Origin of the sequence: Caballeronia sp. LZ033 (genome assembly GCF_031451265.1) — a bacterium.
Classification (GTDB): domain Bacteria; phylum Pseudomonadota; class Gammaproteobacteria; order Burkholderiales; family Burkholderiaceae; genus Caballeronia.
Map to the genome: position 1 here is coordinate 2161343 of NZ_JARUXQ010000001.1, position 17827 is coordinate 2179169.

The following is a 17827-nucleotide window of genomic DNA, read 5'->3' on the forward strand; positions in this document are numbered from 1 at the left end:
AAACTGACCTACTCTTGGTCCTGAACGCGACGTTCGGGTGGTCAGAGCCCGGCGCCGCGTTCGCCAAAACATCACACCAGACAACAACCGAGATAGGTGGAGACAATGACCTTTTGCAACGGTCGGGCCGCGCTGCGCGCGCTGGCGGCTGCTGCTGCGTTGTGCAGCGCGGCGTGGATGTCGGCAAGTCCTGCTCAGGCAGCGCCTGACGCGAAGTTCGTGTTGATCAGTCACGCGCCGGACTCGGATTCCTGGTGGAACGTCATCAAGAATGCGATCAAGCAGGCGGATGAGGACTTCAACGTACAGACCGATTACCGCAATCCGCCGAACGGCGACATCGCGGACATGTCGCGGCTGATCGAGCAGGCGGCGGCGCGCAACTACGACGGCGTCATCACCACCATCGCGGACTTCGACGTGCTGAAGAGCGCAATCAGCAAGGTCACGGCGAAGAAGATTCCGCTCGTGACGATCAACTCCGGCACGGAAGAACAGAGCGCGCAACTGGGCGCGATCATGCATATTGGCCAGCCGGAATATGTGGCGGGCAACGAGGCCGGCAAGAAGGCGAAGGCCGCGGGCGTGAAGTCGTTCCTGTGCGTGAACCACATCGCCACCAATACGGTTTCCTTCGATCGCTGCAAGGGCTTCGCGGATGCACTGGGCATCGACTACAAGGCCTCGACCATCGACTCGGGCCAGGACCCGACCGAAATCCAGTCGAAAGTCTCCGCCTATCTGCGCAACCATCCGGACACGCAGGCGATCCTGACGCTCGGACCGACGCCCGCCTCGGCCACGCTCAAGGCCGTCACGCAAATGGGCCTGCAAAACAAGATCTACTTCGTGACCTTCGACTTCTCGGATGACATCGCGAAGGGCATCAAGGACGGCACCATCAAGTTCGCGATCGACCAGCAGCCCTACTTGCAGGGCTACATTCCGGTCGCGGTGCTCGCGGTGGTTCACAAGGAGCACACCACCGATCCGGCGAAGATCCGTCAGATCCTCGAAGCCAATCCGAAATTCAAGGCACGCCTCGAAACCTACGGTTTGCAGCCCTCGTATGGCCCGAAGAATATCCGCTCGGGCCCGGGCTTCATCACCAAGGAGAATCTCGACAAGGTCGTGAAGTACGCCGGTCAATATCGTTGACCGTCACTTGACCTGTTTCGGGCAGCCGTCCTGGACTGCCCGCTTTTATCCGCTCGACCCGTCTCCCCCGCCACCCTTCATGGACGCGGCTGGAGACGCGCAACTCGCCACAGGATCGAAGTCAGTCTCGACGTCAGCGTCGTTGTCAGCATCAAGGAGCCATCATGGGCGTAGCCGGCAAGCATTACCCTCCCCACGCGAACCCGCATCAGGACACCGTCGACACACCTGACACGGTCAAGCCGTCGGACGAACGCGTGCGCCGCCAGTCGTGGTTCGGCCATCTGCTCAACCGCCCGGAATTCGCCGCCATCTCCGGCACCGTGCTCGTGTTCCTCGTGTTCGGCTTCGGCGCGGGTTCCTCCGGCATGTTCAACCTCGACGGCGTGATGAACTGGTCGCAGGTCGCCGCCTATCTTGGGCTGCTCGCCGTGGGCGCGTGTCTGCTGATGATCGCCGGCGAGTTCGACCTGTCCATCGGCTCGATGATCGGCTTCGCCGGCATGATGGTCGCGCTGCCCGCCGTGTATCTGCACTGGCCGCTGTCGCTTGCGATCCTGTTCGCGTTCGTCACGTCGATGCTGCTCGGCGCGCTGAACGGCTATCTCGTGATGAAGACGCGCCTGCCGTCGTTCATCGTCACGCTCGCGTTCCTGTTCATCCTGCGCGGCCTCACGCTCGCGCTCTCGATCATGTTCGCGGACCGCACCATCATCTCCGGCGTCGGCGATCTCGCCCAGAGCGATCCCGTCGCCAACACGCTGTTCCATGGCGTCGCGCTGCACGGCGTGTTCACGTGGCTTGCGCACATGGGCGTCGGCAAGCTGCTCGACAGCGGCGAACCGCTCGTGCCCGGCATTCCGAAGGTCATCATCTGGTGGTTCGCGCTCGCGGCAGTCTGCGCGTTCGTGCTCGCCAAGACCCGCTACGGCAACTGGATCTTCGCCGTCGGCGGCGATTCAAATGCCGCGAAGAATGTCGGCGTACCGGTGCGGCGCGTGAAAATCTCGCTGTTCGTGCTCACCGCGTTCTGCTCGTGCCTGTTCGCGGTGCTGCAAGTGTGCGACATCGGCTCGGCCGCGGCGGATCGCGGCCTGCAGAAAGAGTTCGAAGCGATCATCGCAGCCGTGATCGGCGGCACGCTGCTGACGGGCGGTTACGGCTCGGTGGTCGGCGCCTGTTTCGGCGCGCTGATCTTCGGCGTCGTGCAGATCGGCATCACCTACACGAACGTGAGCTCCGACTGGTTCCGCGTGTTCCTCGGCGTGATGTTGCTGCTCGCCGTGCTCTTCAACCACTACGTGCGCCGCCGCGTGTCGCAGGCCCAATGAGGAGGACATCATGAATGACGACAACATCCTCGCGCTCGAAAACGTCAGCAAGTACTTCGGCAAGGTGATCGCGCTGAACGGCGTCACCTTGCGGCTCAGGCGCGGCGAAGTGCACTGCCTGCTGGGCGACAACGGCGCCGGCAAGTCCACGCTCATCAAGACGCTGGCGGGCGTGCACGCGCCCTCGTCGGGCGACTATCTCGTCGACGGCAAGCCGGTCCGCTTCGAGTCGCCGAAGGACGCGCTGGATCTCGGCATTGCCACCGTGTACCAGGATCTCGCGCTGGTGCCGCTGCTGAGCGTGGCGCGCAATTTCTTCATGGGCCGCGAGCCGCAGAAAAAGCGCTTCGGCGTCTTCACGGTGATGGATCTCGATCTCGCCGCCGAGACCTCGCGCGCCAAGCTGGCCGAGATGGGCATCAACGTGCGCGATCCGCATCAGCCGATCGGCACGATGTCCGGCGGCGAAAAGCAATGCCTCGCGATTGCCCGCGCGATCCACTTCGGCGCGCGCGTGCTGATTCTCGACGAACCGACCGCTGCGCTCGGCGTGAAGCAGAGCTTCAACGTGCTGAAGCTGATCCACAAGGCGCGCGAGAAAGGCATCTCGGTGATCTTCATCACGCACAACGTGCACCACGCCTATCCGATCGGCGACTCGTTCACGCTGCTCAATCGCGGCCGCTCGATGGGCACCTTCACGAAGGACACCATCAGCAAGAACGAAGTGCTCGACATGATGGCGGGCGGCGCCGAAATGCAGCAGATGATGAGCGAACTCGAAGGCGCGACGATCTGAGGACCCTGGCATGACCACACTCTCCCCCTCTCGTTTTGCTGCGGACCGCGAGCGCGACATCGTGTGCCTCGGGCGGCTCGCCGTCGATCTGTACGCGCAGCAGGTCGGCGCGCGGCTCGAAGACGTTTCGAGCTTCGCGAAGTATCTCGGCGGCTCGTCGGCGAACATTGCGTTCGGCTGCGCGCGGCTCGGTCTCTCGTCGTCGATGCTCGCGCGTGTCGGCAACGATCACATGGGCCGCTTCCTCACCGAAACGCTCGCGCGCGAAGGCTGCGACGTCAGCCATGTGCGCGTGGATCCGGAGCGGCTGACCGCACTCGTGCTGCTCGGACTCGAAGACCGCGACACCTTTCCGCTGGTGTTCTATCGCGAGAACTGCGCGGACATGGCCGTCGACGAAGCGGATTTCGATGAAGCCTATATCGCGTCATCGAAGGCGCTGCTCATCACCGGCACGCACTTCTCGACCGAACAGGTGAACCGCACGAGCCGGCGCGCGCTGGAAGTTGCGCGGCGTCACCAGGTGCGCACGGTGCTCGACATCGACTACCGGCCCGTGCTGTGGGGACTCACCGGCAAGGCCGATGGCGAGACGCGCTTCGTCGCCAACGAAGACGTCACCGCGCACCTGCAACGCATTTTGCCGCTGATCGATCTCGTGATCGGCACGGAAGAAGAGTTCCGCATCGCGGGCGGCAAGGACCGCCTGACCGATGCGCTCGCGATGGTGCGCAAGGTCACCGGCGCGACACTCGTCGTGAAGCGCGGGCCGCTCGGCTGCTCGATCATCGAAGGCGAAGTGCCCGCTTCCATCGACGACGCCGCGGTGCACGGCGGCGTCGAAGTGGAGGTGCTGAACGTGCTCGGCGCGGGCGATGCGTTTGCGTCGGGCTTTCTCTCGGGATGGCTGCGCGACGCGCCGCTCGAAGCCTGTGCGCGCGCGGCGAATGCATGCGGCGCGCTGGTGGTGTCGCGGCACGGCTGCGCGCCCGCAATGCCCACGCCCGCCGAGCTCGACTACTTTCTAGCAACCGCGCAAGAGGATCCGGTTCGCATGCGCCGGCCGGATCGCGATGCGACGCTGGCGCGCCTGCATCGCGTGAGCCCGCGGCGCAAACCATGGGACGAAGTGCTCGGCTTTGCCTTCGATCATCGCAACCAGTTCTTCGATCTCGCACAGCAGACCGGCGGGAGCGAGACGCGCATCGCGACGCTGAAGAACCTGTTTGTCGAGGCCGTTGCCCAGACCGAAAAGGAGCATGGACTCGAAGGCCGGATCGGCGTGCTGATCGACGACCGCTACGGCCAGGATGCGTTGAACGCCGCGACGGGCCGTGGCTGGTGGATCGGACGTCCGGTCGAGTTGCCGGGCTCGCTGCCGCTGGTGTTCGACCATGGCCGCTCGATCGGCACGACGCTCGTGCAGTGGCCGCGCGAACAGGTCGCGAAGTGCCTCGTGCAGTATCACCCCGATCATCCGCACGAACTGCGGCTCGAACAGGAAGCGCAAGTGCGCGCGCTCTACGACGCCGTGCAGGACAGCGGCCATGAGCTGCTGCTGGAAGTGATCGTGCCGAAGAACGGGCCGCCCGTCGCGGACGACACGGTGGTTCGCGCGTTGAAGCGCTTCTACAACCTGGGCATCTACCCCGAATGGTGGAAGCTCGAAGCGATGAACCCGCAGCAATGGCAAGCCGTCGATGCACTGATCGCCGAGCGCGATCCGTATTGCCGCGGTGTCGTGCTGCTCGGTTTGTCGGCGGGCGTCGAGCAGTTGCGCGACGCCTTCAGGGCCGCGGCGGACTCGGCGACCTGCCGGGGCTTCACGGTCGGTCGAACCATCTTTCATGAACCGAGCCGCGCGTGGCTCTCGGAGCAAATCAGCGACGACGAACTGATCACGCGTGTGCGGCATACCTTCGAAACGCTGATCGCGGCGTGGCGCGAGACGCGCGATTCGTCCGCGGCGTCCCTCCACACCCGACAGGAGCAGATCGCATGAACCAGCGAGCCACGCAACCGGAGACCGAGCTGTCGTCCACGGTTCGACTGACCGCCGCGCAGGCGGTCGTGCGCTATCTCGCGGCGCTGCGCACGGAGCATGGCGAGCCGCTGTTCGGCGGCGTGTTCGCGATCTTCGGGCACGGCAATGTCGCGGGGCTCGGCGAGGCGCTGTATCGACATCGCGACGAACTGCCGACCTATCGCGCGCACAACGAGCAGGCGATGGCGCACAGCGCAATCGCCTATGCCAAGGCGCACATGCGCCGCCGCATGATGGCGGTGACGACGTCCATCGGTCCGGGCGCGACCAATCTCGTCACCGCGGCGGCGCTCGCGCACGTGAACCGCCTGCCGGTGTTGCTGCTGCCGGGCGATATCTTCGTGTCGCGCGCGCCGGACCCGGTGCTTCAGCAACTCGAAGACAGCCACGACGGCGGCGTTTCCGCCAACGATGCGCTGAAAGCCGTGTCGCGTTACTTCGATCGCATCGTGCATCCGGCGCAACTGCTGAGCGCCCTGCCGCGCGCGATCCGCGTGCTCACCGACGCGGCGCAATGCGGCCCGGTGACGCTCGCGCTGCCGCAGGACGTGCAGGCGATGGCCTTCGATTACCCTGCTTCGTTCTTTGCGCCGCGTGTCGTCGAGTTTCATGCGCCGGCGCCGCTGCCGCGCGAGATCGAACGCGCCGCCGCGCTGCTGCGCGACGCGCGCGAACCGTTGATCGTGACCGGCGGCGGCGTGCTGTACGGTCTGGCGGCGGAGACGCTGCGCGCGTTCGCGCACCGCCACGGCGTGCCCGTGGCGGAGACCCAGGCCGGCAAGGGCGCGCTGGCGTGGGACGATGCGTTGAATGTCGGCGGCATCGGCGTGACGGGCGGCTCGGCCGCGAACGAACTGGCGCACGCGGGCGATTGCGTGCTGGCGGTCGGCACGCGGCTGCAGGATTTCACGACGGGTTCGAACACGCTCTTCAAGCAGGCGCGCCTGGTCGCCATCAACGCCAATCCGTTCGATGCGCTGAAGCAGGACGCCGTCGCCGTGCAGGCGGACGCGCGGCTCGCGCTGGAAGCCTTGTCGGCGGCGCTCGGCGACTGGCGCGCGGCGCCGCAATGGACCACGCGTGCGCATCGTCTCGCCGAGGACTGGCGCGCGACCGTCGCCCACGTGACGAACACGCCGCCCGACGCCGGCCAGTTGCCGCGCGAGGCCGATGTGATCGGCGCGGTGCAGCGCTCGGACGAGGCCTCGCCCACGGGCGATATCGTCGTGTGCGCGGCCGGCACGCTGCCCGCCGACTTGCAGAAACTGTGGCGCACGGGTGCGCCGGGCGGCTATCACGTCGAATACGGCTATTCGTGCATGGGCTACGAGATCGCCGGCGGCCTCGGCGTGAAGCTGGCGCGACCGGAGCGCGAGGTGATCGTGATCGTCGGCGACGGCAGCTATCTGATGATGAACAGCGAGCTCGCGACGTCCGTGATGCTCGGGGCCAAGCTGATCGTCGTGCTGCTCGACAACCGCGGCTTCGGCTGCATCAACCGGCTGCAACAGGCATGCGGCGGCGCGCCGTTCAACAATCTCATCGACGACTGCAGGCAAGGCGCGCTCGGTGCGCCCACGATCGACTTCGCGATGCATGCACGGTCGCTCGGCGCGCTGTCGGAACATGTCGCGAACATCGATGAACTACAGGCCGCGATGCAGCGCGCACGCGCCGCGGACCGCAGCTATCTGATCTCCATCGACACCGATCCCGCGCGGCCGACCGAAGAAGGCGGCTGGTGGTGGGAAGTCGCGGTGCCGGAAGTATCGGAACGCGCGGCGGTGGTCGTGGCCCGGGAAGCCTACGAGCGCGCGCTCAATGCGCGCGCCGGCGATGTACCCAAAAACGGTGAGGATCCGACATGTCCTTGAACGTACGTATCGGCGTCAATCCGCTGTCGTGGATGAACGACGACCTGCCTTCGCTCGGCGGGGAGACGCCTCTGTCTGTCGCGCTCGCGGAAGGCCAGCAGATCGGCTATGCGGGCTTCGAGCTCGGCAACAAGTTTCCGCGCGAACCGCAAGCCTTGAAGACGCTGCTCGCCCAGTACGATCTCGCGCTCGTGTCCGGCTGGTATTCGGGGCGGCTCGCGGCGCGCGGCGTCGAGGAAGAGATCGAAGCGGTGGGTCCGCATCTCGATCTGCTGGCGCAGAACGGCGCGACGGTGATGGTGTACGGCGAGGTCGCCGACTCGATCCAGGGCGCGCCACGGCCGCTGTATCAACGCCCGCGTTTCTTCTCCGATGCCCGCTGGAACGAATACGCCGAGCGGCTCGACCGCTTCGCCGCATACACGCTCTCGCGCGGCGTGCGTGTCGCCTATCATCATCACATGGGCGCATATGTGGAAACGCCCGCCGACGTCGACCGCCTGATGGCGCTCACGAGCGATGCGGTGGGCCTGCTGTTCGATGCCGGCCACATCACCTTCGCAGGCGGCGATGCGCTGACGGAACTGAAGAAGCACATCGGGCGCGTGTGCCATGTGCATTGCAAGGACGTGCGTCCGGAGATCGTGAAGCTCGCGCGCAACCGCAACTGGAGTTTTCTGGATGCGGTCATCAACGGCGCGTTCACCGTGCCCGGCGATGGTGCGGTGGACTATCCGGCCATCATCGCGTGTCTGGCGGCGCATGATTACGCGGGCTGGCTGGTGGTCGAGGCGGAACAGGATCCGGTGATCGCGCCGAGTTACGCCTATGCGGAACGGGGCTATCGCACGTTGCGCTCGCTTGTCGACGGAATCTGCAAGGAGGCGGCATGAGCTTGCTGGTGAAGGCTTCGCGCGACGGCCAGACGATCGCGCGCGTGACGCCCGCTTCGGCGGGATGGAAGCATGTGGGCTTCGCGGCGTATCGCGTGAGCGCGGGCGACGTGCTGCATGTGTACGACGCAGACCGCGAGAGCTGCATCGTGGTGCTGACGGGCACGGTGAGTATCGAGGCGGGCGACGAGCACTGGCAGTCGATCGGCACGCGCGACAGCGTGTTCGAGGACGCGGCGCCGCATGCCGTGTACGTGCCGCCCAAGCTGGCGGCCATCGTGCGGGCGGAGCGCGATGCGGAGATCGGCGTGGCGAGCGCGCCGGCCAAGGGCGAATATCCGCCGCGGCTGATCGAGCCGGCGCAGATGAAGCGCTCGACGCGCGGCAAGGGCGCCAATACGCGCCATGTGTGCGACATCCTTCCGCAGACCGAGCCGGCGGAGTCGCTGCTGGTGGTCGAGGTGCGCACGCCGGGCGGACATGCGTCGAGCTATCCGCCGCACAAGCATGACCGGGACGCCGTGCCGGACGAGAGCGCGCTGGAGGAGACGTATTACCATCGGCTGGATCCGCCGCAAGGGTTTGCGTTCCAGCGCGTTTATACCGACGAGCGCGATCTCGACGAGACGATGGCCGTCGAGAATCATGATGTGGTGATGGTGCCGCGTGGGTATCATCCGGTCGTCGTACCGTATGGCTATGACAATTACTACCTGAACGTCATGGCCGGCGACAAGCGGACCTGGCACTTCAAGAACGATCCGAAGCATGAGTGGATCGTGGAGCGGGATAGCAAGGCCTAGGAAGCGGCGCAGGTGATGCCGCATGCCGTGGCATCCCTGCGGTTCATGTCTTCCGGGGTTGATGATCTCGATGCCGCAAGCGAGAAAGTCGTTGACGTTGCGCGTGGCAAGCATAGTCCCGCGAGAACGCACGACGGCGGCGATCACAAACGATCATTCATCAAGACCCAACGGCCCGCGAATGGGCTCACGTTTGGGCAGTTTGAGTTCAATGCCACCGAGGGGCTCGATGCGGCCGCGGATCGAATCAACCAGATTCCTGCCGATGCCGGGGCCAATAAAAAGCGCCGCACGCAATATTTCACGCGCCTCGTCTTCCATCGAACGGCCGTGCCGGGCTGCTTGCATACGCAGACGCGTTTCGAGTCGCTCGTCGATATTCTGAATGCTCATGGCCACCACGTCGGCGTCCTCGTAACTGTGATGTGAGTCTTCGCATCTAGACAACAGGGCCGCTGATCGAGAGCCACTGCTGAACGATCTCAGTGCGCTGCATGAGCGTTTCCATCGGCCCTTCGAATTGCACCACCCCATGTCCCATCACCGCGACGCGCGCATCGAGCGTCCGCGCGATGCTCAAGCGCTCTTCGATCAGCAGCATCCCCACCCCGCGAGCGCGCAGCAGCTTCAGGCACTCCGCCACCTGCGCAAGCACCCGCGGCGCGAGCCCTTCCCCGGGTTCGTCGATCACCACGAGTGACGGATCGCCCGCCAGCGTGCGGGCGAGCGCGAGCATCTGCTGTTCGCCTCCTGACAGCGCACCGGCCTTGACCTTCGCGCGTTCGCTCAGCACGGGAAACAGGCGGTACGCATCGTTCTGCGTGAAGCGCGTGCCGCGTCTCTCACCGAGCAGCAGGTTCTCGTGCACCGTCAGCGCGGGAAACACGTCGCGGGTCTCCGCCACGTAGCCGATGCCCAGCCGCGCAATCCGATGCGGCCGCATGCCGACCAGCGACACCGCCCCATAACGCATCTCGCCCGCGCACTGCACGAGACCCATGATGGCCTTCGCCAGCGTCGAGCGCCCCGAGCCGTTGCGGCCGACGAGCGCGACCACCTCGCCCGCCCCGATGCACAGATTCACGCCATGCAGCACCTGCGCCGCGCCATACCACGCGCGCAGGTTCTCGATGCGCAACGCGGCGCTCATGGAATCACTCCGCCGAGATAGGCCGCCTGCACATCCGCATGGACGCGTATTTCGGCAGGCGTGCCGGTCGCGATCACGCGCCCGCGCACGAGCACCGAGATGCGGTCCGCGAGTCCGAACACCGCCTCCATGTCGTGCTCGATGACGAGCAGCGTGCGGCCTTCCGTGATCGCCCGGATCAACGCAAGCGCCCGCGCGGCTTCCGCGCGATTCATGCCGGCGGTAGGCTCGTCGAGCAGGATGAGCGGCGCATCGGTGGCGAGCGCGATGCCGAGATCGAGCGCGCGCTGCTCCGCGTAGGCGAGGCGCGCGGCGGGCTCATCGGCGCGGTTGGCGAGGCCGATTGCATCGAGCATCGCGCGGGCGCGGTCCTCGACCTGCCGCGACGGCCACCAGCGGTCGATCAGGCGTGACCCCGCCGCGCCCAACGCCGCGCAGCGCAGGTTGTCGAGCACCGACAGGCCGCCGAACACGCTGGTCGTCTGAAAACTGCGTGCGAGACGGCGCGCCACGCGCGGCGGCGAGCGGCCCGCGATGTCCACGCCCTGCGCCACGATGCGCCCGCCATCCGGACGCACGCGGCCCGAGATGAGATCGAAGAGCGTCGACTTGCCCGCTCCGTTCGGGCCGATCAACGCATGCCGCTCGCCTTGCGCGACGTGCAGATCGACCCCGCGCAGCACGTGGGTCGCCCCGAAGCGCTTGCTGACATCGTGCAGCTCGAGCGCGGGGTTCATGGTGTTCATGGCGCGAGGCGCACGCGGCGCGCCAGCCAGAATCCGAGCGCCGCGCAGGGCAACGCCACGACCCACGCACCGGCGGGCAACGTGAGTGCGCCGGTCTGGCGCGCATAGAGCGTCTCGACGACCGCGACCGTCGCAACACCCCACGCCAGCGCGCTGAGGCCGCCGAGACACAACGTGCGCGCGTCGCGCCGCAACAGTCCGGCGACACCTTGCGGCGCCGCGACGACGACCCATACGAAGAAGAGTCCGAGGTACATCGGCCAGGCGGCGGTCAGGTTCGCCACGGCGACGCTCATGAGAGTCAGCAGCACCGCGCCCACGATCGGCCCGAAGAACGTCCCTGTTCCGCCGATCACGGTAGCGACGAGCACACTGGTCGAGCGCGCAAGACCGACACTTTCCGCCGACACGAGTTCGACGTTGATCAGCCCCATCACGCCCGCGACGCCCGCAAAAAACGCCGACACGACCAGCATCGTGAAGCGCACGCGCGCCGGCGCGAAGCCGATTGCGGCGGCGCGCACGGGGTTGTCGCGCACGGCGTTGGCGAGGCGGCACAGCGGCGTGCGCGAGAAGGCGTACACCGCGAGCACGCACACCGCGCACCATCCCGCGATCAGCGCATACGCCTCGCGCGGCGGCCCGAAGGTCCAGCCGAACAGCGGCTGGCCGCTCGCCCGGTCGATGGTCACGCCGCCCTCCCCGCCGAACCATCCCGGCACGAGCCAGACGCAGGCCGCGACCAGTTCGCCGATGCCGAGCGTGATCATCGCGAACGGCGTGCCGGCACGTTGCGTCGAGATGAGGCCGACGACCGCCGCGACGCCCATCGCGACGAAGCCGCCCACCAATGGCAACAGCGTGAGCGACACACCCGCGCGATTGAACACATGCGCCGCGGCGAACGCGCCGAGCCCGGCATACACCGCGTGCCCGAAGGACAGCAAGCCGGTTTCTCCGAGCAGCAGGTTATAGGACAGCGCGAAGACGATCAGCGTCGCGGTCTGCGCGAGATATGCGAGCAGCCATGACTGAGGGAAGAACATCGGCGGCAATGCGAGCGCCGCGAGCAACGCGATGAAGGCCAACATCGCGGGCGTGATGGACTTACGCATCCCGGGTGCGCTCGCCGAAGAGTCCGCTTGGCCGCGCGGCCAGCATCGCGACGAGCAGCAGGTACGGCAGCACCGGCGCGAGTTGCGTCACCGTCAGCGCACCCCACGCAGGCGGCAAGGTCACGCCGAACACGGCCGCGATACTGCCCGCCGATGCGCTCGCGCTCACCGCGAAGGTCTGCGCACAGCCGATCAGCAGCGACGCGACCAGCGCGCCATACAAGGAACCAAGCCCGCCGATGACCACGACGACGAACACGATCGGGCCCATGGCATCGGCCATGCCGGGTTCGATGACGGCCAGCGGCGCGCCGATCACGCCGCCCAGCGCGGCGAGCGCGGTGCCGGCGGCGAATACGAGGGTGAAGACGCGCGGCACGTCGTGGCCGAGCGTTTCGACGGCGGCGGAATGCGTCAGTGCCGCGCGCACGACGAGACCCACGCGCGACGTGCGCAGCACGAGCCACAGCGCCCCCAGCATGACGATGGCGACCGCCATCATGAACACGCGATAGCGCGCGAACGACGCGCCATACAGCGTGAACAGCGGACCGTCCAGCACGTCGGGAATGGCTGCGGGCAACGGCCCGAGCCCCCAGACGAGCTTGACGCCCTCGCCGATCAGCAGCGCAGCACCAAAGGTCAGCAGCAGTTCGGCGAGCGCGCCGCGCGCATGCACGCGGCGCAGCAGCAGGCGCTCGAACAGCGCACCCGCCAGTCCGACGAGCACCGGCGCCGCAATCAGCGCCAGCCAGAAATTGCCGGCAGCCGCGAGCGTCTGCCCGACATAGGCGCCGAGCATATAGAAGCTCGCATGCGCGAAGTTGAGCACGCCGAGCATCGAGAAAATCAGCGTAAGCCCGGCGGACAGCATGAACAACAGCAAGCCCGTGCTCACGCCGTTGAGCAGATTCACGCTGAACCACTGGAGCAAGGCGCGGCCTCAGCGAGCGAGCAGCGGCTTCAGCGCAGCGACGAGCGGCGCGGGCAGCGCCACGGGCCGGCGCGTCACGCGATCGACGTACACATGCACGAAATGCCCTTGCGCGGCGGCTTCGTCCGCACCCTGCGCGAAGATGGCCACTTCGTAGCGCACGCTCGTCGTGCCGAGTTTCTCCACGCGCAGGCCCGCCTCGATCGGCTCCGGAAACACCACGGGCGCAAAGAAGTTGCAGCGCGTCTCCACCACGAGCCCGATGGTCTCGCCCTCGCTGTAGTCGAGCACGCCGTGACGCAGCAGATACTCGTTCACGACGGTATCGAAATAGCTGTAGTAGACGACGTTGTTGATGTGCCCATACACGTCGTTATCCGACCAGCGCGTGCTGATCGACAGGAAATGCGCATAGTCCGCGCGAGTGGTTCGGACAGGTTTGGTCATCGTGGCATGCGCGTCGGGACGCGGGACGGTCGGCGTGGCGCCATGTTAGGAGCGGCCCGCCGGACGTGTCAATCCGGCGCGGCAAAGCGGTTCGAGGCTAGCTTGCAGCGCCCAGGCACAGCGCGCGGACCTCATCGGTGAAACGATCGACCGTCTCTTCACGCGTATCCCACGCGCACATCAGGCGGCATCCACCCGAACCGATGAACTGATAGAAGCGCCAACCCTTCGCGCGCAACGCCGTGGCAACCTGCGCCGGCAATTCGGCGAAGACCGCGTTGGCTTCGGGTTCGAACATCAGCTTCACGCTTGGAAGGTCGGCGAGACGCGCGGCCATCCGCTGCGCCATCGCGTTGGCGTGACGCGCATTGCGCAGCCAGACGTCGTCGTCGAGCAGGCCGAGCCACGGCGCGGAAATGAAGCGCATCTTCGAGGCGAGCTGTCCCGCCTGCTTCAGGCGATACGCGAAATCGGCAGCGAGCGCGCGGTCGAAGAACACCACCGCTTCCCCCACCGGCAGGCCGTTCTTCGTGCCGCCGAAGCACAGCACGTCGACGCCCGCGCGCCACGTGATCTCCGAGGGATGCACATTCAGGCTTGCCACCGCATTCGCGAAGCGCGCGCCGTCCATGTGGACCTTCAGGTGCCGCCGCTTGGCGATCGCCGCAATCGCGCGGATCTCCTCGACGGTGTAGACGGTGCCGACTTCCGTCGCCTGCGTCAGCGCGACGACCTTCGGCTTCGGATAGTGGATGTCGGCGCGGCGCGTGACGATCTCCTCGATCGCATCGGGCGTGAGCTTGCCGTTCGCGCCCTGCGCCGTGAGCAGCTTCGAGCCGCCGGAGAAGAACTCCGGGCCGCCGCATTCGTCGGTTTCGATATGTGCAAGTTCGTGGCAGATCACCGAGTGATACGACTGGCACAGCGACGCCAGCGCGAGCGAATTCGCTGCCGTGCCGTTGAAGACGAAGAACACTTCGCAGTCGGTCTGGAACAGGTCGCGGATGCGGTCGCAGACCTGCGTGGTCCAGGAATCGTCGCCATAGGCGGGTTCGTGACCGCTGTTGTTGGCCTGGATGAGCGCCTGGAGCGCTTCGGGGCAGATGCCCGCGTAATTGTCCGAGGCGAAATGCTGAATCGTGTCCGTGGGCGCTGTCATGGGAAGCGAAGGGCCGTGATCGTGATGAACGGGCGCGCGAAAACTCGGCGCCCGGCGATCCGGCCATTCTAGCGGCTTGGCGCGGCGGCGCGTCCGATGCGTCAGACGCGCCGCCCGAAGCCCTGCGGCAAGAGACTTACTTGCTGTTCGGCGCGCTGGCCGCGTTGGCTTCCTGCGCCTTCTTTTCCTTCTTGCTGGCCTCATGATGGCCAATGGCGCAACCACCCACGGCGCCCGCCGTGCCGTGCTTGCCGGCGACATGCCCCGCCACGCCGCCCACCGCCGCGCCTTCGATACAGCCCTTTGCCTGAGCGGCACCGGCGGCAGCCAGCATGGCCGAAGCCAGAACGATCGATGCGAATGTGCGATTCATCGTGTGTCTCCCTTGGGTTGTTGTGAACCCTGGAGGTATTGCACACGATGTGCCTGACAGGCTGTAGTAAAAAACGGCCCGATCCGAAGGGATCGAGCCGTTCCTTGCGAGTGCCGGAAAACGCTCAGAGCTGCTGCTGCACCCATCCCGTTACGCCGGCGAGCGCGGCCGGCAGCTTGGCCGGCTCGGTGCCGCCTGCCTGGGCCATGTCGGGACGGCCACCGCCCTTGCCGCCAACCTGCTGCGCGACGAAGTTGACGAGTTCGCCCGCCTTGACCTTCTTCGACGCATCCGGCGTCACGCCTGCGATCAGGCTGACCTTGCCGCCGTCCACCGAAGCCAGCACGATCGCCGCATGCTTGAGCTTGTCCTTCAGCTTGTCGACGGTTTCGCGCAGCGTCTTCACGTCGGCGCCTTCGAGCTGCGCCGCGAGCACCTGCACGCCCGCCACGTCGACCGCCTGCGACACCAGTTCGTCGCCCTGGCTCGCCGCCAGCTTCGACTTCAGCGCGGCCAGTTCCTTTTCCAGCGTCTTCACGTGCTCCTGCACCTGCGCGATGCGCTGCGTCAGTTCCGCCGGCTGCGCCTTCAGCACGCTGGCCGCCGCGTTGATGCGCTGGTCGAGTTCCTGCACGTAGCGCACGGCGTTGTCGCCGGTGATCGCTTCCACGCGGCGAATGCCCGCCGCCACGCCGCCTTCCACCACGACCTTGAAGAAGCCGATGTCGCCGGTACGCTGCACGTGCGTGCCGCCGCAGAGTTCGCGCGAGAAGCCGAGGTCGAGCACGCGCACCGTGTCGCCGTACTTTTCTCCGAACAGCGCCATCGCGCCGCCCTTCACCGCGTCTTCATAGCCCATCACGCGCACCACGCCCGGCGCGTTCGCGATGATTTCGTTGTTGACGATCTGCTCGACGCGACGGATTTCGTCGTCCGTCATCGGCGCGTTGTGCGCGAAGTCGAAGCGCGTCTTGTCGGCATCGACGAGCGAGCCCTTCTGCTGCACGTGGCCGCCCAGCACGTCGCGCAACGCCTTGTGCATCAGGTGGGTGGCCGAGTGGTTGCGCGCGGTGCGGGCGCGGCGGATGGCGTCGATCTCCGCCTTCACGACGTCGCCTACCTTCAGCGTGCCCTGCTCCACCGTGCCGTGATGGCCGACGACATCCGCCTGCACCTTCAGCGTGTCCACAACGGCAAAGCGCACGCTGGCGTTCGCCAGCACGCCCTGGTCGCCGACCTGGCCGCCGGACTCCGCATAGAACGGCGTGTGATCCAGCACCACGACCGCCTGCTGGCCAGGCTGCGCCTCGTTCACGGTCACGCCGTCCACATACAGCGCGAGCACCTTCGCGTCGTCGAAGATTTCCTTCTCGTAGCCGTGGAACGTGGATTTCGCGCCCGAGTATTCGAGGCCCGCCGCCAGCTTGAACTTGCCCGCCGCGCGCGCCTGGTCGCGCTGGCGCGCCATGGCGTCGTCGAATGCGGGTTCGTCCACCGTCACGCCGCGCTCGCGGCACACGTCCGCCGTCAGGTCGAGCGGGAAGCCGTAGGTATCGTGCAGCTTGAACGCGAGTTCGCCGCCCAGCTGCTTCACGCCGTTCTTGTCCAGTTCGGCGAGCTCGCCTTCGAGGATCGACATGCCGTTCTCGATGGTCTCGAAGAAACGCTCTTCCTCCTGGCGCAGGACGTCGGTGACGCGCTGCTGCGCGTCCGCGAGTTCCGGATAGGCCGCGCCCATTTCCGCGACCAGGTCCGCCACCAGCTTGTGGAAGAACGCGCCCTTGCGACCGAGCTTGTAGCCATGGCGGATCGCGCGGCGCACGATCCGGCGCAGCACGTAGCCGCGGCCTTCGTTGCCGGGAATCACGCCGTCGACGATCAGGAACGAGCACGCGCGGATGTGGTCCGCGATGACCTTCAGCGAGTTGTTCTCCAGATCCGCCGTGGCCGTTTCACGCGCCGCGGCCTTGATGAGGGTCTGGAAGAGATCGATTTCGTAGTTGCTGTGCACGTGCTGCAGCACGGCGGCGAGGCGCTCGAGGCCCATGCCGGTATCGACGCACTGCTTGGGCAGCGGCGTCATGTTGCCCTGCGCGTCGCGGTTGAACTGCATGAACACGAGATTCCAGATCTCGATGAAGCGGTCGCCGTCTTCTTCCGGCGATCCCGGCGGGCCGCCCCAGATCTCCGGGCCGTGGTCGTAGAACACTTCCGAGCACGGGCCGCACGGGCCGGTGTCGGCCATCTGCCAGAAGTTGTCGGAGGCGTAGCGCGCGCCCTTGTTGTCGCCGATGCGGATGATGCGCTCGACCGGCACGCCGATTTCCTTCGCCCAGATGTCGAAGGCTTCGTCGTCTTCCTGATAGACCGTGACGGTGAGCTTTTCCGCCGGCAGCGCGTAGACCTTGGTCAGCAGCTCCCAGCAGTAATGGATGGCGTCGCGCTTGAAATAATCGCCGAACGAGAAATTGCCCAGCATCTCGAAGAACGTATGGTGCCGCGCCGTGTAGCCGACGTTCTCCAGGTCGTTGTGCTTGCCGCCCGCGCGCACGCTGCGCTGCGCGGTAGTGGCACGCGAGTACGGCCGCGACTCGGCGCCCAGAAAGACGTCCTTGAACTGGACCATGCCCGAATTGGTGAAGAGCAGCGTCGGGTCGTTGCCGGGCACGAGGCTCGACGAACGCACGATCGTGTGGCCCTTCGATTCGAAAAACTTCAGGAATTTCTCGCGTATTTCGGCGGCTTTCATAGCGTACGGGGCGTGTCTTCGGTTCTTTGATGGTGCCCGCGGGCGGCTTGCGCATGAATCGACGGCAAGCCCGGCCGGCGTGGCGAGGGTGATTGTCGATTATACGGGATTCGCCGCGTCCGGCCGGGCGGGCGGCGCGCCGGCGCAGGCCCGCGCCACCGCTTCCTTGACGCGTTTATCGCGCCTTCGGTATCGCGCGCGACGCGGTTCTGTGCGACAGTCGCGAAACCGCCGGCCGGCGCCGCAGGACGC

Annotated in this window: 16 protein-coding genes; 7 read left to right on the forward strand and 9 right to left on the reverse strand. The window is 66.4% G+C overall.

Annotated elements, in window-relative coordinates; all coding sequences use genetic code 11:
• Positions 1 to 105 precede the first annotated feature (105 nt).
• The 7 genes from QCE62_RS10080 to iolB all read left to right on the forward strand — a co-directional run bounded on the left by QCE62_RS10080 (position 106) and on the right by iolB (position 8902).
• Positions 106 to 1158, forward strand: coding sequence for a sugar ABC transporter substrate-binding protein (locus QCE62_RS10080; protein ID WP_309808963.1), 1053 nt, complete (start codon positions 106 to 108; stop codon positions 1156 to 1158).
• Between the two features lie 164 nt (positions 1159 to 1322).
• A complete protein-coding gene (locus QCE62_RS10085; protein ID WP_309917216.1) occupies positions 1323 to 2489 on the forward strand; it encodes an ABC transporter permease in 1167 nt (388 codons plus the stop codon).
• Between the two features lie 10 nt (positions 2490 to 2499).
• The gene (locus tag QCE62_RS10090) at positions 2500 to 3288 is read left to right on the forward strand and encodes an ATP-binding cassette domain-containing protein (protein WP_309917219.1); all 789 of its coding nucleotides are present in this window, start codon (positions 2500 to 2502) and stop codon (positions 3286 to 3288) included.
• 10 nt (positions 3289 to 3298) lie between these two features.
• Positions 3299 to 5290 (forward strand): bifunctional 5-dehydro-2-deoxygluconokinase/5-dehydro-2-deoxyphosphogluconate aldolase, encoded by a 1992-nt coding sequence (gene iolC / locus QCE62_RS10095; RefSeq protein ID WP_309917221.1) that lies wholly within the window; start codon positions 3299 to 3301, stop codon positions 5288 to 5290.
• Complete coding sequence (iolD, locus tag QCE62_RS10100; RefSeq protein WP_309917224.1) at positions 5287 to 7206, forward strand: 3D-(3,5/4)-trihydroxycyclohexane-1,2-dione acylhydrolase (decyclizing); 1920 nt, start codon at positions 5287 to 5289, stop codon at positions 7204 to 7206. The genes iolC and iolD overlap by 4 nt, the downstream gene beginning before the upstream one ends.
• The gene (gene iolE, locus QCE62_RS10105; RefSeq protein WP_309917226.1) at positions 7197 to 8099 is read left to right on the forward strand and encodes a myo-inosose-2 dehydratase; all 903 of its coding nucleotides are present in this window, start codon (positions 7197 to 7199) and stop codon (positions 8097 to 8099) included. Before iolD ends, iolE begins: the two co-directional genes overlap by 10 nt.
• On the forward strand, positions 8096 to 8902 hold the full coding sequence (gene iolB, locus QCE62_RS10110; RefSeq protein ID WP_309917227.1) for a 5-deoxy-glucuronate isomerase: 807 nt from the start codon (positions 8096 to 8098) through the stop codon (positions 8900 to 8902). Before iolE ends, iolB begins: the two co-directional genes overlap by 4 nt.
• A gap of 153 nt (positions 8903 to 9055) precedes the next feature.
• Here the strand turns inward: iolB and QCE62_RS35265 are convergent, their stop codons facing one another.
• From QCE62_RS35265 to alaS, 9 genes are all read right to left on the reverse strand, one after another.
• Complete coding sequence (locus QCE62_RS35265) at positions 9056 to 9436, reverse strand: FitA-like ribbon-helix-helix domain-containing protein (protein ID WP_409017816.1); 381 nt, start codon at positions 9434 to 9436, stop codon at positions 9056 to 9058.
• On the reverse strand, positions 9342 to 10052 hold the full coding sequence (locus QCE62_RS10120) for an ABC transporter ATP-binding protein (RefSeq protein WP_309917233.1): 711 nt from the start codon (positions 10050 to 10052) through the stop codon (positions 9342 to 9344). Before QCE62_RS10120 ends, QCE62_RS35265 begins: the two co-directional genes overlap by 95 nt.
• A complete protein-coding gene (locus QCE62_RS10125; protein WP_309919780.1) occupies positions 10049 to 10789 on the reverse strand; it encodes an ABC transporter ATP-binding protein in 741 nt (246 codons plus the stop codon). The genes QCE62_RS10120 and QCE62_RS10125 overlap by 4 nt, the downstream gene beginning before the upstream one ends.
• A 5-nt stretch (positions 10790 to 10794) precedes the next feature.
• Positions 10795 to 11913, reverse strand: a complete 1119-nt coding sequence (locus tag QCE62_RS10130) for a branched-chain amino acid ABC transporter permease (protein WP_309917235.1) — start codon at positions 11911 to 11913, stop codon at positions 10795 to 10797.
• Positions 11906 to 12787: a branched-chain amino acid ABC transporter permease gene (locus tag QCE62_RS10135; protein ID WP_309919783.1), complete on the reverse strand. Its 882-nt coding sequence runs from the start codon at positions 12785 to 12787 to the stop codon at positions 11906 to 11908. The genes QCE62_RS10130 and QCE62_RS10135 overlap by 8 nt, the downstream gene beginning before the upstream one ends.
• A 69-nt stretch (positions 12788 to 12856) precedes the next feature.
• Positions 12857 to 13294, reverse strand: a complete 438-nt coding sequence (locus QCE62_RS10140) for a thioesterase family protein (protein WP_309808984.1) — start codon at positions 13292 to 13294, stop codon at positions 12857 to 12859.
• A 97-nt stretch (positions 13295 to 13391) separates the two neighbouring features.
• Entirely contained in the window at positions 13392 to 14432 is a 1041-nt protein-coding gene (locus QCE62_RS10145) for a low specificity L-threonine aldolase (RefSeq protein WP_309919786.1), read from the reverse strand.
• Between the two features lie 157 nt (positions 14433 to 14589).
• Entirely contained in the window at positions 14590 to 14826 is a 237-nt protein-coding gene (locus QCE62_RS10150; RefSeq protein WP_309917238.1) for a hypothetical protein, read from the reverse strand.
• 124 nt (positions 14827 to 14950) lie between these two features.
• On the reverse strand, positions 14951 to 17575 hold the full coding sequence (alaS, locus tag QCE62_RS10155) for an alanine--tRNA ligase (RefSeq protein ID WP_309917241.1): 2625 nt from the start codon (positions 17573 to 17575) through the stop codon (positions 14951 to 14953).
• Positions 17576 to 17827: the final 252 nt, after the last annotated feature.